Genomic DNA, 15,245 nt, shown 5'->3' on the forward strand with positions numbered 1-15,245 from the left:
ATTGTCGCAGTCCGGCGTCCGCCCGGGCGGTCAGTCCGGCGGCAGGGCGCGATTGAAGCGGCTGGAGGGTCTCAGCAGGATCCAGGTGAACAGGCTCGAGGAGGCGGTGGCGACCCAGAAAACGAAGAAGCCCAGCGTGTAGCCGAGCTCCCGGGTCAACTTCAGGTCTGGAAACGTCAGGTCCCGCAGCGCCAGCGGGTCGACGAAGGCGAAGAACACCATCGTCGCCACGCCGGCGGCGAAGAAGCTCGGCCAGGCTATGGCCCCCACGCGCTGTGCGAGCGGACGTGGGGGGTGGTCAAAGCGCGGCTCGCTGAAGTCGGTCACTGGGTTCCCTGCTGGCTCCCTTTCCCGGCTCCATTTGACAGCGACCAGACGTAGGCTGCAACCAGGCGGGCGCGGGTCTCGCCGAGGAGCTCGCGGTGCGCCGGCATGCTGCCGTGGCGGCCCTGGGTGATGGTCCGGTGCAGGCTCTCGCGGCTGTTGCCGTACAGCCAGTAGTCGTCGGTCAGGTCGGGCGCGCCCAGGTCCTGGTTGCCCTTGCCGTCGACGCCGTGGCACGCAGCGCACACGCCTTCGTACAGCTTCCTGCCCTGGGCGGCCATGAAGTTGTTCTGCATGGCGTCCGGATCGGACAAGGTGCGGACGTAGGCGATGGTGTAGTCCACCGCTTCCGGGCCGCCCATGCCGGTCAGGACCGTGCCCCACTCGGGCATGATGCCTTCACGGCCGTCCAGCACGGTCTCGAGGATGCGCTCGGGCGCGCCGCCCCAGTGCCAGATGTCGTCGGTCAGGTTCGGATAGCCGACGGCACCCTGGCCGGCCGAGCCGTGGCAGGTGGCGCAGGTGTTGCTGAAGATCGAGCGGCCCAGCGCCAGCGCCTTCGGGTCGCGGGCCAGCACGTCGATCGCCTGGCCGGCGAACGGCGCGAACGTCTTCTCCAGCTTGGCGTCTTCCAACGCCTTCTTCGCCGCGTGCTCCTGCTTCGAGCTCCAGCCGCTGTAGCCGCTGATGCCGCCCAGGCCGCCGAACCAGAAGAAGTAGCCCACGCCGAAGACGATGGTCAGGTAGAACAGGTTGATCCACCACTTCGGCAGCGGCTTGTTGTACTCGGTGATGTCGCCGTCCCACACGTGGGAGGTGTCGTCCGGCTTCGGGTCGCCGGGACGACGGCGCGAGGTCCACCACAGCAGCCACACGTAGCCGACGATGTTGATGGCCACCAGGGCGATGACGTACCAGGTCCAACCACTTTTCATGCCACGTTCCCCCTGTCCTCAACGGCTTCGCCATCGTCGAGCGGCAGCAGCGCCGCTTCGTCGAACGCCTTCCTGCGCTTCGGGCTCCAGGCCCAGATCCAGCTGCCGATGAACAGCACCAGCAGCGCCGCGGTCGAGATTCCACCGATCATTGCTGGCCTCCCCGCGGGGCGTGCTTGCCCAGCGCCTGCAGGTAGGCGACCACCGCGTCGAGCTCGGTCTTGCCTTCGACCTCGGCCGGGGCCTGCGCGATCTGCTCGTCGGTGTACGGGTCGCCGAGGGCCTTGAGCGCGGACATGCGCTTGGCCACGGTGGCGCCGTCGACCTGGTTTTCGGCCAGCCACGGGAAGGCCGGCATGTTCGACTCCGGGACCACGTCGCGCGGGTTGTTCAGGTGCACGCGGTGCCAGTCGTCGGAGTAGCGCCCGCCGACGCGGGCCAGGTCCGGACCGGTGCGCTTGGAGCCCCACTGGAAGGGACGGTCGTAGACCGATTCGCCGGCCAGCGAGTAGTGGCCGTAGCGCTCGGTCTCGAAGCGCAGGGTGCGGACCATCTGCGAATGGCAGTTGTAGCAGCCTTCGCGGATGTAGACGTCGCGGCCGGCCAGCTGCAGGGCGGGATAGGGCTCCACGCCCTCCAGCGGCTCGATCGCCTCGGCCTGGAACATCAGCGGCACGATCTGGGCGAGGCCGCCGAAGGAGATGGCGACCGCGATCAGCACGGCCATCAGGCCGACGTTCTTCTCGACTTTCTCGTGGGGATTCTGGTTGTGTTCGCTCATGGTTATGCCTCAGGCGCGCGCTTGGGAGGCGTCGACCGGCAGCACCGGCTGCGGCGCGATCGCGGGGGCGGCGCGGTAGGTACGCACCAGGTTCCAGGCCATCACGCCCATGCCCGCCAGGACCAGGACGCCACCCAGCAGGCGGATCAGGTAGTACGGGTAGGTCGCGTTGAGCGCCTCGGCGAAGCTGTAGGTCAGCGTGCCGTCGTCGTTGGTGGCGCGCCACATCAGGCCCTGCATCACGCCGGCGATCCACATCGAGGCGATGTAGAACACCACGCCCAGGGTGTGCATCCAGAAGTGCACGTCGATCGCCTTGACCGAGTACATCTGCTCGCGGCCCAGCAGCTTCGGCATCAGCGAGTAGACGGCGCCGATCGAGATCATCGCCACCCAGCCCAGCGCGCCGGCGTGGACGTGGCCCACGGTCCAGTCGGTGTAGTGGGACAGCGAGTTCACCGTCTTGATCGACATCATCGGGCCTTCGAAGGTCGCGATCATGTAGAAGGAGACGGCCACGATCAGGAACTTCAGGATCGGGTCGGTGCGCAGCTTGTACCAGACGCCCGACAGGGTCATCACGCCGTTGATCGCGCCACCCCAGGACGGGGCCAGCAGGATCAGCGAGAACACCATGCCCAGCGACTGCGCCCAGTCGGGCAGCGCGGTGTACAGCAGGTGGTGCGGGCCGGCCCACATGTACACGGCGATCAGCGCCCAGAAGTGCACGATCGACAGGCGGTAGGAGTAGATCGGGCGGCCGGCCTGCTTCGGCACGAAGTAGTACATCATGCCGAGGAAGCCCGCGGTCAGGAAGAAGCCCACGGCGTTGTGGCCGTACCACCACTGCACCATCGCGTCGACGGCGCCGCTGTAGACCGGGTAGGAATGCAGCAGGTCCGACGGGATGGCGATGTTGTTGACGATGTGCAGCAGCGCCACCGCCAGGATGAACGCGGCGTAGAACCAGTTCGCCACGTAGATGTGCTTGACCCGGCGCTTGGCGATCGTGCCGATGAACAGGACCGCGTAGGCGACCCAGACCACGGCGATCAGGATGTCGATCGGCCAGATCAGCTCGGCGTATTCCTTGCCCTGGGTCAGGCCCAGCGGCAGGGTGATGGCCGCCAGCAGGATCACCAGCTGCCAGCCCCAGAACACGAAGGCCGCCAGCCCGTCCGAGATCAGCCGCACGTGGCAGGTACGCTGCACCACGTGGAGGCTGGTGGCGAACAGCGCGCTGCCGCCGAACGCGAAGATCACCGCGTTGGTATGCAGCGGCCGCAGCCGGCCATAGCTGAGCCAGGGCAGATCGAAATTCAGCGCCGGCCAGTAAAGCTGGGCGGCGATGATCACGCCCACCAGCATGCCCACGATGCCCCAGACCACGGTCATGACCGCGAACTGGCGCACCACCTTGTCGTTGTAAGTCCCCTGCACGCTTTGCATGCGGTCCGTCCCTCAGTATGAACGGGGGCGATGATCCCCCTGTGCGGAAGCCCGGGCATTGATCGGGATCAATGCCTGGAAGAGCTCGTGGGAGTACCCATGTAGGGCCAATGCATTCGGGGCCGGCGGAAACATCCGCCAGCCCCCTCCAGCCCCGCCACCGGGTATCTTCCGGCTGGTAGCATAGGCCTTGGCTGGCCGCCTGTGACCTTGTCAGATTGTCCCGGGGTACGGCTCCGGCGGGTCGCCCTGTATCGTTCAGAGGCAATGACAGCAAGGATTTCCGCCGGATGAGCATCTACGCCCTGGAGTCGGTCTTCCGCCCGAAGTCGGTGGCTGTGGTCGGGGCCAGTCCCCGCGACCGCTCGGTCGGCCGGGCCGTGGTCAGGAACCTGCGCGAAGCCGGTTTCGCCGGCCAGGTCGGCTTGGTCAACCCCAAGTACCGGCAGATCGACGGCATGCCCGCGGTGGCGCGGCTGTCCGACCTGCCCTTCAAGCCCGAACTGGTGGTGGTCTCCACCCCGGCCCTGACCGTGCCGGAGGTGATCGCCGAGGCGGTGCGGGTGGGGGCCAAGGCCGCGGTGGTGGTCACCGCCGGCCTGGGCCAGGGGCCCGGTTCGCTGCTGGAACGGCTGCGCGACGAGGCCCGGCCGCACGGCCTGCGCATCGTCGGCCCCAACTGCCTGGGGGTGATGTCGCCGCATGCCGGACTCAACGTCAGCTTCGGCGCGCGCAGTCCACTGCCCGGCGACCTGGCCCTGGTCTCGCAGTCCGGTGCGATCGCCGCCGGCCTGGTGGAATGGGGCGCGGCCCGCTTGATCGGCTTCTCCGCCGTGGTTTCCCTGGGCGACGCCCTGGACGTGGACTTCGGCGACTTGCTGGACTGGTTCGCCCAGGACGTGAAGACCCGGGCGATCCTGCTGTACATCGAATCGGTTCGCGACGCCCGCAAGTTCATGTCCGCCGCCCGCGCCGCCGCCCGCGCCAAGCCCGTGGTGGTGGTGAAGTCCGGCCGCCACGAACAGGGCGCGAAGGCCGCGGCCACCCACACCGGCGCGCTGGCCGGCTCGGACGCGGTCTACGACGCCGCCTTCCGCCGTGCCGGCCTGCTGCGGGTGCATGCGCTGGACGAACTGTTCGCCGCCGCCGAGACCCTCGGCCACCTGCGCAGCGCGCCGGGCCGCCGGCTCGGCATCCTCACCAACGGCGGCGGCATCGGCGTGCTCGCCGTGGACCGCCTGGTCGACCTGGGCGGTACCCTCGCCGCGCTCGACCCGGCCACCGTCGAGCGGCTCGACAAGGTGCTGCCGCCGACCTGGTCGCGGGCCAACCCGGTCGACATCGTCGGCGACGCCGACGCGGCCCGTTACACCGCCGCGCTGGAAGCGATGCTCGAGGACCCGGGCAACGACGCGGTGCTGGTGATGAACGTGCCCACCGCGCTGTCTTCCTCCGAGGAGGTCGCGAAGGCCGTGGCCGGGGTGCTGGCGAAGCGGCCACGCGCGGCCAAGCCGGTGCTGGGCGTGTGGCTGGGCGACCAGCCGCAGGCGCTGGCCACGCTCGGCGCCGCCGGCGTGCCCATGTACGGCACCGAGGCAGACGCCGTGCGCGGCTTCATGTACCTGGTCCGCCACCGCGAGGCGCAGCAGGCGCTGATGGAAACCCCGCCGAGCCTGCCGGAGGACTTCGTGGTCGACACCGCCGCCGCGCAGGCGGTGGTCGCCGGCGCGCTGGCCGAGGGCCGGCGCTGGCTGGACCCGCTTGAAGTCAGCGCATTGCTGGAGGCCTACGGCATCCCGACCACCCGCGCGGTGCTGGCCGCCGATCCGGACGCGGCGGTCGCCGCGGCCGCGCCGCTGCTGGCGCAGGGCCTTCCGGTGGCGCTGAAGATCCTGTCGCCGGACATCGTCCACAAGTCCGACGTCGGCGGCGTGCGCCTGAACCTGGCCAGCGAGGCCGCGGTGCGCGAAGCCGCCGCCGGCATCCTCGAGCGCGCCCGCCAGGCGCGCCCGGACGCCCGCATCGACGGGGTGATCGTGCAGCCGATGATCACCCGGCCGAAGGCGCGCGAGCTGATCGTCGGCCTCGCCGACGACCCGACCTTCGGTCCGGTGGTGGTGTTCGGCCGCGGCGGCACCGCGGTGGAGGTGATCGACGACAAGGCGCTGGCGCTGCCGCCGCTGGACCTGCGCCTGGCCCACGAACTGATCGGCCGCACCCGCGTCTCGCGCATCCTCAAGGCCTACCGCGACGTGCCGGCCGCCGACGAGCGCGCGGTGGCGCTGGTGCTGGTCAAGCTGGCGCAGCTGGCCGCCGACATCCCGCAGGTGCGCGAGCTGGACATCAACCCGCTGCTGGCCGACCGCGATGGCGTCATCGCGGTGGATGCGCGGGTGGCGATCGCGCCGTGGGACGGCCCGGTACAGAAGGGCCCGTGGCATTCGCGCTGCGTCGTGCGCCCGTATCCGAAGGAATGGGAGCGCATGGAGCAGCTGCCGCACGGCCGGCGCATGTTCGTGCGCCCGGTGCGGCCGGAGGACGAGGAGCTGTTCCGCGAGTTCTTCGCCCGGGTCACCGAGGAGGACCTGCGCCTGCGCTTCTTCTCGGCGGTGCGCCACTTCAGCCACGAGTTCATCGCGCGGCTGACCCAGATGGACTACGCGCGCTCGATCGCGCTGGTCGCGCTGGACCCGGACAGCGGCGAGATGCTCGGCGCGGTGCGCCTGCTGGCCGACGCCAACTACGAGCGCGGCGAGTACGGCATCCTGGTGCGATCGGACCTCAAGGGCCACGGCATCGGCTGGCGGCTGATGGAGATCATGATCGAGTGGGCCGGCAGCATCGGCCTGAAGACGGTCGAAGGCCAGGTCCTGCGCGAGAACGTGACCATGCTGGCGATGTGCCAGCACCTGGGCTTCAAGATCACCCCGGACCCCGACGACCTGACCATGACCGACGTGGTCCTGGACGTGGCCGCGGCCATGGCCGCGCGCGCGCGCCGCGCGGGCAGCCCCGCGTAGCCGCGTCCTTCACGCGCGCCGCCTATCGTTGTCCGGCAACGGAGAGGAGACGCGCGTGGACGCCACGCTGGATGTCATCGTCATCGGCGGCGGCCCGGCCGGGCTGACCGCCGCGATCTACCTGGGGCGCCTGCACCGTGCGTGCCTGGTTCTGGACGCCGGCCGCAGCCGCGCGCGCTGGATCCCGGAGAGCAACAACTGCCCGGGCTTTCCGCAGGGGATTTCCGGCGACGCGCTGCTGGCGCGGTTGCGCGAGCAGGCCGGATCGTTCGGCGCGAAGTTCGAGGCGGCGACGGTCGCCTCGCTCGACCGCGACGCGGACGGCGGCTTCAGCGTCGCCAGCGACGACGGCCGGCGCTGGCGCGCGCGCGCGGTGATGCTGGCCACCGGCCTGGCCGACCGCCTGCCGGAACTGGAGGGGGTGGAGGACGCGGTCGCCTGCGGCGCGCTGCGCCTGTGCCCGGTGTGCGATGCCTACGAGGCCAGCGACAGCGCCATCGGCATCCACGGGCCGTGGGAGGCGGTGGCCTCGCACGCGCGCTTCCTGCGCGGTTACACCGCGCGGTTGTCGCTGCTGCCGACCGACGTGGCCGGCGATGCGGCCGACCTCGATGGCATCGACGCGCGGATCCTGCCCGCCGGCGGCCAGCTGCGCTTCGACGGCGAGCGCTGCGGTTATGCAATCGATGGCGACACGCACTGGTTCGACACCGTGTATCCGTTCCTCGGCTGCAGCACCAGCGCGGCGCTGGCGCGGCAGGCCGGCGTGGCGCTGACGGACACCGGCGAGATCCCGGTCGACGGCCACCAGCAGGCCGGCGGGATCCCCGGGCTCTACGCGATCGGCGACGTGGTCAGCGGCCTCAACCAGATCTCGGTGGCGGTGGGGCAGGCCGCGATCGCGGCGCTGCACGCGCACGGCCGGCTGCCGTTCGTGCCGCGCCGCGGCTGAGTCTCAGATCGTCGAGGCCGGCACCCGTACCGCGCCTTCCATCAGGATCCGCGCGCTGCGGCTCATCACCGCGCGGGTGATGGTCCACTGCCCGTCGACCTGCGAGACGCTGGCGCCGACCCGCAGCGTGCCGGAGGGATGCCCGAAGCGGACCACGTCGCGCTGGCCGCCACCGGCGGCGAGGTTGACCAGGGTGCCCGGCACCGCCGCGGCGGCGGCGATGGCGACCGAGGCCGTGCCCATCATCGCGTGGTGCAGCTTGCCCATCGACATCGCGCGCACGTTGAGGTCGATGTCGCCCACGCCGATGGCCTTGCCGCTGGAAGCGGCGTAGGCGCGCGGTGGCGCCACCCACGCCACCTTCGGCGTGTGCTGGCGGGTCGCGGCCTCTTCCGGCGAGCGGATCAGGCCCATCTTCAGCGCGCCGGCCACGCGCACCGCCTCGAGCCTGGCCAGCGCGGCGGCGTCGCCGTTGACCGCCGGCTGCAGTTCGGTGCCGTCGTAGCCGAGGTCTTCGGCCCTGACGAAGACGGAGGGGATGCCGGCGGTGATCAGGGTGGCCTGCAGGGTGCCGACGCCGGGCACCTCGAGCGTGTCGACCAGCCGGCCGGTGGGGAACATCGCGCCGCCGCCTTCGCCCTCGCCCTCGTCGGCCGGATCGAGGAATTCCAGCACGATCTCCGCCGCCGGGAAGGTCACGCCGTCCAGCTCGAAGTCGCCGTCCTCCACCACCTGGCCGCCGGCCACCGGCACGTGGGCGAGGATGGTCTTGCCGATGTTGGCCTGCCAGATCCGCACCGTGCAGACGCCGTCGGCCGGCAGGCGCGACGGGTCGACGTAGCCGGCGTGGATCGCGAAGGCGCCGGCGGCGGTGGACAGGTTGCCGCAGTTGCCCGACCAGTCGACGAAGTCGGCGTCGATCGAGACCTGGCCGTAGAGGTAGTCGATGTCGTGGCCGGGGCGGCTGCCCGGCGAGACGATCACGCACTTGCTGGTGCTGGAGGTCGCGCCGCCCATGCCGTCGGTCTGCTTGCCGTAAGGATCGGGCGAGCCGATCACCCGCTGCAGCAGGCGGTCGCGTGCCGGGCCGGGCACCTGCGCGGCCGGCGGCAGGTCCTCGAGGCGGAAGAACACGCCCTTGGAGGTACCGCCGCGCATGTAGGTGGCGGGAATGCGGAGCTGCGGAAGTGCGGTCATTTCAGTGTTCCGGAAATCTGGGCCAGAGGAGGCCGAGCTGGGCCGGCGGCGGTGCGGCGGGCGCGCGCAGCGGCCAGGCTTCGACCACGTCGTAGCGGTAATCCTTGCCTTTGCCGGCGACCTCGACCAGCTCGATGCTGTCGATGCGCCAGTCCATCGGCCCGAACGACAGCGGTTCGATCGCGCGGCTGGCGTTGTAGCTGACGGTGACGTGCGGGCGGTGGCCCTGGGTTTCGACCAGCCCCTGCGCGCGCAGTTGCGTGCGCACCGCGGCCATCAGCTGGCCCAGGCCCTCGGGGCGGCCGGTGGACGACACGAAGCGCCAATGGATCCGCCCCGGTTCGGGACCGGAGCTTTCCAGTCGGTCCAGCTCCATGCCGAAGGCGGGCGCCACCACCGCGGCGCAGGCGCGGCGCATGGCCTCGCGCGCGTCCGGCGGATGCAGGTCCGAGAGCGTCTGGTGCCAGTTGCGCGGCGCATACAGCGCGCCGCCCAGCAGCGTGTCCAGCCCGGCGTCGCGCATCACGCCCAGCAGCGCGTCCCGCAGGGCCTGCGGGACGCGCGCCATGACGAACAGCTCGCCGGGCCGTGCCACTCAGGCCGCCTTCGCCGCCTCGAGGAAGTCCTGGGCGAAGCGCTGCAGCACGCCGCCGGCCTCGTAGATCGACACTTCCTCGGCGGTGTCGAGGCGGCAGGTGACCGGCACTTCCACCGTCTCGCCGTTGCGGCGGTGGATGACCAGGACCAGGTCGGCGCGCGGGGTGCGGGTGCCGACCACGTCGAAGGTCTCGGTGCCGTCGATGCCGAAGGTGTGGCGGTTCTGGCCCGGCTTGAACTCCAGTGGCAGCACGCCCATGCCGATCAGGTTGGTGCGGTGGATGCGCTCGAAGCCCTCGGCGACGATCGCCTCCACGCCCGCCAGGCGCACGCCCTTGGCGGCCCAGTCGCGCGAGCTGCCCTGGCCGTAGTCGGCGCCGGCGACGATGATCAGCGGCTGGCGGCGCTCCATGTAGGTCTCGATCACCTCCCACATGCGCATCACCTTGCCCTCCGGCTCCAGGCGGGCCAGCGAGCCCTGGCGTACGCTGCCGTCCTCGTTGCGGACCATCTCGTTGAGCAGCTTGGGGTTGGCGAAGGTCGCGCGCTGCGCGGTGAGGTGGTCGCCGCGGTGGGTGGCGTAGGAATTGAAGTCCTCCTCCGGCAGGCCCATCTTCGCCAGGTATTCGCCGGCGGCGCTGTCGGGCAGGATCGCGTTGGACGGCGACAGGTGGTCGGTGGTGATGTTGTCGCCGAGCACCGCCAGCGGGCGCATGCCGCGCAGGGTGCGCTCGCCTGCCAGCGCGCCTTCCCAGTACGGCGGGCGGCGGATGTAGGTGCTCTGCGGGCGCCAGTCGTACAGCGGCTTGACCGCGCCACCGTGCTCCACGCGCACGTCGAACATCGGCCCGTACACCTTGCGGAAGTGCTCGGGCTTGACGCTGGCGCACACGATCGCGTCGATCTCCTCATCAGAGGGCCAGATGTCCTTGAGCGTGACCGGGTTGCCCTGCGGGTCCACGCCCAGCACGTCCTTCTCGATGTCGAAGCGGATGGTGCCGGCGATGGCGTAGGCGATCACCAGCGGCGGCGAGGCGAGGAAGGCCTGCTTGGCGTACGGGTGGATGCGGCCGTCGAAGTTGCGGTTGCCGCTGAGCACGGCGGTCGCGTACAGGTCGCGGTCGACGATCTCCTGCTGGATCTCCGGGGCCAGCGCGCCGCTCATGCCGTTGCAGGTGGTGCAGGCGAAGGCGACGATGCCGAAGCCCAGCTTCTCCAGGTCCGGCAGCAGGCCCGATTCCTCCAGGTACAGCTGCACGGCCTTGGAGCCGGGCGCCAGCGAGGTCTTCACCCACGGCTTGCGCACCAGGCCGCGGGCGTTGGCGTTGCGCGCCAGCAGGCCGGCGGCGATCACGTTGCGCGGGTTGGAGGTGTTGGTGCAGCTGGTGATGGCGGCGATGATCACCGCGCCGTCCGGCAGCAGGCCGCGGGCCTCCTCCTCGCGCGCGGCCTGCAGCTTGGCCTCGTCGGCGATGCCGCGCTCGGCCAGCGCCGTGGTCGGCAGGCGCCGGTGCGGGTTGGACGGGCCGGCCATGTTGCGCACGACCGAGGACAGGTCGAATTCCAGCACGCGCTCGTACTGTGCATCGCGCAGGTCGTCGGCCCACAGGCCGGCGGTCTTCGCGTAGGTCTCCACCAGCTGCACCTGCTTCTCTTCGCGGCCGGTCAGGCGCAGGTAGTCCAGGGTCTGCTGGTCGATGTGGAACAGCGCCGCGGTGGCGCCGTATTCCGGGCACATGTTGGAGATGGTGGCGCGGTCGCCGATGGTCAGCGCCGCGGCGCCCTCGCCGAAGAACTCCAGGTAGTGGCCGACCACGCGTTCCTTGCGCAGGAACTCGGTCAGGGCCAGGACCACGTCGGTGGCGGTGATGCCCGGGCCGGGGCGGCCGCTGAGGCGCACGCCGGTGATCTCCGGCAGGCGCATCCACGAGGCGCGGCCGAGCATCACGTTCTCCGCTTCCAGGCCGCCGACGCCGATGGCGATCACGCCCAGCGCGTCCACGTGCGGGGTGTGCGAGTCGGTGCCGACGCAGGTGTCCGGGAAGGCGACGCCGTCGCGCACGTACACCACCGGCGACATCTTCTCCAGGTTGATCTGGTGCATGATGCCGTTGCCCGGCGGGATCACCTCCACGTTGCGGAACGCGTGCCGGGTCCACTCGATGAAGTGGAAGCGGTCGGCGTTGCGGCGGTCCTCGATGGCGCGGTTCTTCTCGAAGGCCTGCGGGTCGTAGCCGCCGCACTCCACCGCCAGCGAGTGGTCGACGATCAGCTGCACCGGCACCACCGGGTTCACCTGGGCCGGGTCGCCGCCCTGCTCGGCGATGGCGTCGCGCAGGCCGGCCAGGTCGACCAGCGCGGTCTGGCCGAGGATGTCGTGGCAGACCACCCGCACCGGGAACCACGGGAAGTCCAGGTCGCGGCGGCGCTCGACCAGCTGCACCAGGTAGTCCCGCAGGTGCGCCGGGTCGGCACAGCGCACCAGGTTCTCGGCGTGCACGCGCGCGGTATAGGAAAGAGTGGCCCACGCCCCGGGGCGGATGGCCTCGACCGCCTCGCGGGCGTCGTACCAGTCCAGGGAAGTGCCGGGGAGTTGCTTGCGGTGCTGGGTGTTCATGGCGGGCGTCAGCTGGCGGAGGGACGGGCCGTCGCAGGCGCGGTGGCGACGACGTGCCCGGAAGTGACAGGGGAATTCTAGGCCTCGCCCGTCGCAGCCCGGCCCCGGAAAGCGCCTGGACAGGCCGGTTGCGGGCGCTTGCGGACGCGAAGCGTTGATACACGAAATCAATGGATCAACGAGTGTGGCCGGAGGCGGGTTGCCGGGTGGTCAGCCTCGGCCGGCTGCGGGCGCCTGGGGCCTCGTGCGTGTCGGGCCACGGCCGGGAAGGGGGCAGGGCCCTGCAGCGGGTGGACCCTCCAAGGCGCCGCCGGCCGGGCTCGACCTCCCTCCACCGGCCGGGTTGCGCACTGCAGCAAGCCATTTGCCAAGGGGCTGGTAGAGTCGCAACCTGCCATGGCCGCGAACGCGCCGTGGTCGCACGGGCCGAAGGCCCGTTTTTCCCTGGACACGATGGTAGCGCTAACACGATGGGCAACCTGGAGCGGAGCAACGCGGTAGTGGTCGGCCTGGACGTAGGAACCCAGAGCGTCAAGCTGGTGGCCTACGACCCGCAGTCGCGGCAGGTGGTCGCGACCATCGGCCAGCCCCTGGAACTGGCCGCCGGCGACGACGGCAGCCGCGAGCAGCGGGCCGAGTGGTGGATCGATGCGATCCGCAGCTGCTTCTCGCGCCTGGACCCGGCGCTGCGCCAGCGCACCGTCGCCATCGGCGTCTCCGGACAGCAGCACGGCTTCGTCCCGGTGGACCGCGCCGGGAACGTGCTGGCCCCGGCCAAGCTGTGGTGCGACACCAGCACCGCGGCCGAGTGCGACCTGATCATGGACGCGGTCGGCGGCGCGCAGCGCTGCATCCAGGTCGCCGGCAATCCGATCCTGGTCGGCTACACCGCCTCCAAGCTGCCGTGGACCCGCACCCACCGCTCGCAGGCCTACGCGCAGCTGGCCACGATCCTGCTGCCGCACGACTACGTGAACTTCTGGCTCACCGGCGAGCGCTGGATGGAATGCGGCGACGCCTCCGGCACCGGCTGGCTGGACGTGCGCACCCGGCAGTGGTCGGAGGCCATGATCCGGGCGACCGATCCGGAGCGCGACCTGCGCGAATGCCTGCCGCCGCTGGTCGAGGCCGACGCGCTGTTCCCGATCGCGCCGGCCATTGCCGACGAGCTGGGCCTGCCGCGCGACGTGCGCGTCTCCGCCGGCGGCGGCGACAACATGATGGCCGCCATCGGCACCGGCAACGTCACCCCGGGCGTGCTGAGCATGAGCCTGGGCACCTCCGGCACCCTGTTCGCCCATGCCGGCCGCCCGATCGTCGACGACGCCGGCCGCTGGGCCGCGTTCTGCGATTCCACCGGCGGCTGGCTGCCGCTGATCTGCACGATGAACTGCACCGTCGCCACCGAATCGGTGGCGAAGCTGTGCGGCTTCTCCACGAAGGACGGCGACGCGCTGCTGGCCAGCACCCGCCCCGGCGCCGAGGGCCTGCTGATGCTGCCGTTCCTCAACGGCGAGCGCACGCCCAACCTGCCCAACGGCCGCGGCAGCGTGTTCGGCATGACCGCCACCAACGTCACGCCCGCCAACCTGTACCGCGCCGCGATGGAAGGCGCGGTGTACAGCCTGAAGAACGGCTACGACGCCTTCGTCGATGCCGGCATGCGCTTCGAGGCGATCCGCCTGACCGGCGGCGGCAGCCAGAGCGCGGTGTGGCGGCAGATGGTCGCCGACGTGTTCGGCCTGCCGGTGGACGTGCCGGAGCAGGCCGAGGGCGCGGCCTTCGGCGCGGCACTGCAGGCGCTGTGGGCCATCCAGCGCGCCAGCGACCCGGGCGCCGACCTGGCCGCGCTGGCCGCCGCGCATGTGCGCCTGGAGCCGCGCCTGTCCGCGCATCCGCACGCCGAGGCCACCGCCGCCTACGACGCGCAGTACCGCCGTTTCCTTTCCCACCTCGAGGCGATCCGGCCGCTGTACGCCTGAGCGCACGACCCCACCCACCACATCACGGAAGCAGCCACATGAGCAGCAAGGCATTCATCGGCGCAAGGGAATATTTCCCCGGCATCGGCACCATCCCCTACGAAGGCCCGGGTTCGGACAACCCGCTGGCGTTCAAGGTCTATGACGCGGAGAAGAAGATCGGCGGCAAGACCATGCGCGAGCACCTGCGCTTCGCGGTCTGCTACTGGCACACCTTCTGCAACGCCGGCGCCGATCCGTTCGGGCCGGGCACCCGCCGCTTCCCGTGGGACAAGGGCGAGGCGATGGCCACCGCGGAAGCGAAGGTCGACGCGGCCTTCGAGTTCTTCACCAAGCTCGGCGTGCCGTACTACTGCTTCCACGACGTCGACCTGGCGCCCGACGCCGACGACATCGGCACCTACGAGAAGAACCTCAGGCACCTGGTGGCGATGGCCAAGGAGCGCCAGCAGGCGACCGGCGTCAAGCTGCTGTGGGGCACGGCCAACCTGTTCTCGCACCCGCGCTACATGAACGGCGCGTCCACCAACCCCGACTTCGCCGTCGTCGCCCGCGCCGCGGTGCAGGTCAAGAACGTTCTGGACGCGGTGGTCGAGCTGGGTGGCGAACACTATGTGTTCTGGGGCGGCCGCGAAGGCTACGCCAGCCTGCACAACACCGACATGAAGCGCGAGCTGGCGCATTTCGCCCGCTTCCTGACCATCGCCCGCGACTACGGCCGCAGCATCGGCTTCCAGGGCAAGTTCTTCATCGAGCCCAAGCCGATGGAGCCGATGAAGCACCAGTACGACTTCGACAGCGCCACCGTCGCCGGCTTCCTCAAGGAGCACGGGCTGGAGAAGGACTTCATGCTCAACATCGAGGCCAACCACGCCACGCTGTCGGGCCACACCTTCGAGCACGACCTGCAGGTGGCTTCGGACCACGGCCTGCTGGGCAGCATCGACGCCAACCGCGGCAACGCGCAGAACGGCTGGGACACCGACCAGTTCCCGACCGACCTGTACGACACCGTCGGCGCGATGATGGTGGTGCTGCGCCAGGGCGGCCTGGTCGGCGGCCTGAACTTCGACGCCAAGCCGCGCCGCGAGTCCACCGACATGGAGGACCTGTTCATCGCCCACATCGGCGGCATGGACGCGTTCGCCCGCGGCCTGGAAGTGGCGCACGCCCTGCTCAACGATTCGCCGTGGGAAGCCTGGCGCAAGCAGCGCTACGCCAGCTTCGACGGCGGCGACGGCAAGGCCTTCGAGGAAGGCAAGCTGGGGCTGGCCGACCTGGTCGCGCTGGCCGGCAAGCTCGGCGAACCGCAGCAGACCAGCGGCAAGCAGGAGCGCTACGAGAACCTGCTGAACCAGTACCTGCTTTCGCGTTGACGCGTACGCCGCCGT

At 70.5% G+C, this 15,245-nt stretch carries 12 protein-coding genes; 4 read left to right on the top strand and 8 right to left on the bottom strand.

The window, feature by feature from the left end; genetic code table 11:
* Positions 1-30: 30 nt before the first annotated feature.
* From PSEJ35_RS0104755 to ccoN, 5 genes are read right to left on the bottom strand one after another with little or no spacing between them, the layout of a single operon-like run.
* Positions 31-327: a hypothetical protein gene (locus PSEJ35_RS0104755; protein ID WP_024867482.1), complete on the bottom strand. Its 297-nt coding sequence runs from the start codon at positions 325-327 to the stop codon at positions 31-33.
* On the bottom strand, positions 324-1,259 hold the full coding sequence (ccoP, locus tag PSEJ35_RS0104760) for a cytochrome-c oxidase, cbb3-type subunit III (RefSeq protein ID WP_028916800.1): 936 nt from the start codon (positions 1,257-1,259) through the stop codon (positions 324-326). Before ccoP ends, PSEJ35_RS0104755 begins: the two co-directional genes overlap by 4 nt.
* The gene (locus PSEJ35_RS16840) at positions 1,256-1,411 is read right to left on the bottom strand and encodes a cbb3-type cytochrome c oxidase subunit 3 (protein ID WP_081721055.1); all 156 of its coding nucleotides are present in this window, start codon (positions 1,409-1,411) and stop codon (positions 1,256-1,258) included. Before PSEJ35_RS16840 ends, ccoP begins: the two co-directional genes overlap by 4 nt.
* The gene (ccoO, locus tag PSEJ35_RS0104770; protein ID WP_028916801.1) at positions 1,408-2,040 is read right to left on the bottom strand and encodes a cytochrome-c oxidase, cbb3-type subunit II; all 633 of its coding nucleotides are present in this window, start codon (positions 2,038-2,040) and stop codon (positions 1,408-1,410) included. The genes PSEJ35_RS16840 and ccoO overlap by 4 nt, the downstream gene beginning before the upstream one ends.
* A gap of 9 nt (positions 2,041-2,049) precedes the next feature.
* Positions 2,050-3,489 (bottom strand): cytochrome-c oxidase, cbb3-type subunit I, encoded by a 1,440-nt coding sequence (gene ccoN, locus PSEJ35_RS0104775; protein WP_028916802.1) that lies wholly within the window; start codon positions 3,487-3,489, stop codon positions 2,050-2,052.
* Between the two features lie 290 nt (positions 3,490-3,779).
* On the opposite strand from ccoN, the gene PSEJ35_RS0104780 reads away from it, so the two are divergent.
* Positions 3,780-6,509: a bifunctional acetate--CoA ligase family protein/GNAT family N-acetyltransferase gene (locus PSEJ35_RS0104780; protein WP_028916803.1), complete on the top strand. Its 2,730-nt coding sequence runs from the start codon at positions 3,780-3,782 to the stop codon at positions 6,507-6,509.
* 55 nt (positions 6,510-6,564) lie between these two features.
* Positions 6,565-7,461, top strand: a complete 897-nt coding sequence (locus PSEJ35_RS15400) for an NAD(P)/FAD-dependent oxidoreductase (RefSeq protein ID WP_037082421.1) — start codon at positions 6,565-6,567, stop codon at positions 7,459-7,461.
* Between the two features lie 3 nt (positions 7,462-7,464).
* On the opposite strand, the gene prpF is transcribed toward PSEJ35_RS15400, so the two are convergent.
* The 3 genes from prpF to acnD are packed head-to-tail and all read right to left on the bottom strand — an operon-like array spanning position 7,465 to position 11,872.
* Positions 7,465-8,658 carry a 2-methylaconitate cis-trans isomerase PrpF gene (gene prpF, locus PSEJ35_RS0104790; protein ID WP_028916804.1) on the bottom strand — a complete coding sequence of 398 codons (1,194 nt, stop codon included), beginning with the start codon at positions 8,656-8,658 and terminating at the stop codon, positions 7,465-7,467.
* A 1-nt stretch (position 8,659) separates the two neighbouring features.
* Complete coding sequence (locus tag PSEJ35_RS0104795) at positions 8,660-9,253, bottom strand: 2'-5' RNA ligase family protein (RefSeq protein ID WP_028916805.1); 594 nt, start codon at positions 9,251-9,253, stop codon at positions 8,660-8,662.
* Positions 9,254-11,872: a Fe/S-dependent 2-methylisocitrate dehydratase AcnD gene (gene acnD, locus PSEJ35_RS0104800; protein WP_028916806.1), complete on the bottom strand. Its 2,619-nt coding sequence runs from the start codon at positions 11,870-11,872 to the stop codon at positions 9,254-9,256.
* A gap of 470 nt (positions 11,873-12,342) precedes the next feature.
* Here acnD and xylB point away from each other — a divergent pair, with 470 nt between their 5' ends.
* Together xylB and xylA are read left to right on the top strand one after the other, a co-directional pair.
* The gene (gene xylB / locus PSEJ35_RS0104805; protein ID WP_028916807.1) at positions 12,343-13,854 is read left to right on the top strand and encodes a xylulokinase; all 1,512 of its coding nucleotides are present in this window, start codon (positions 12,343-12,345) and stop codon (positions 13,852-13,854) included.
* A 38-nt stretch (positions 13,855-13,892) separates the two neighbouring features.
* The gene (xylA, locus tag PSEJ35_RS0104810) at positions 13,893-15,230 is read left to right on the top strand and encodes a xylose isomerase (protein WP_028916808.1); all 1,338 of its coding nucleotides are present in this window, start codon (positions 13,893-13,895) and stop codon (positions 15,228-15,230) included.
* Positions 15,231-15,245 lie beyond the last annotated feature (15 nt).

This window comes from Pseudoxanthomonas sp. J35 (assembly GCF_000513995.1).
GTDB lineage: Bacteria > Pseudomonadota > Gammaproteobacteria > Xanthomonadales > Xanthomonadaceae > Pseudoxanthomonas.

Coding starts and splice junctions, on each gene's coding strand:
- ccoP (WP_028916800.1), bottom strand. CDS start 1,259: ATGAAAAGTGGTTGGACCTGGTACGTCATCGCCCTGGTGGCCATCAAC.
- PSEJ35_RS16840 (WP_081721055.1), bottom strand. CDS start 1,411: ATGATCGGTGGAATCTCGACCGCGGCGCTGCTGGTGCTGTTCATCGGC.
- ccoO (WP_028916801.1), bottom strand. CDS start 2,040: ATGAGCGAACACAACCAGAATCCCCACGAGAAAGTCGAGAAGAACGTC.
- ccoN (WP_028916802.1), bottom strand. CDS start 3,489: ATGCAAAGCGTGCAGGGGACTTACAACGACAAGGTGGTGCGCCAGTTC.
- PSEJ35_RS0104780 (WP_028916803.1), top strand. CDS start 3,780: ATGAGCATCTACGCCCTGGAGTCGGTCTTCCGCCCGAAGTCGGTGGCT.
- prpF (WP_028916804.1), bottom strand. CDS start 8,658: ATGACCGCACTTCCGCAGCTCCGCATTCCCGCCACCTACATGCGCGGC.
- acnD (WP_028916806.1), bottom strand. CDS start 11,872: ATGAACACCCAGCACCGCAAGCAACTCCCCGGCACTTCCCTGGACTGG.
- xylB (WP_028916807.1), top strand. CDS start 12,343: ATGGGCAACCTGGAGCGGAGCAACGCGGTAGTGGTCGGCCTGGACGTA.
- xylA (WP_028916808.1), top strand. CDS start 13,893: ATGAGCAGCAAGGCATTCATCGGCGCAAGGGAATATTTCCCCGGCATC.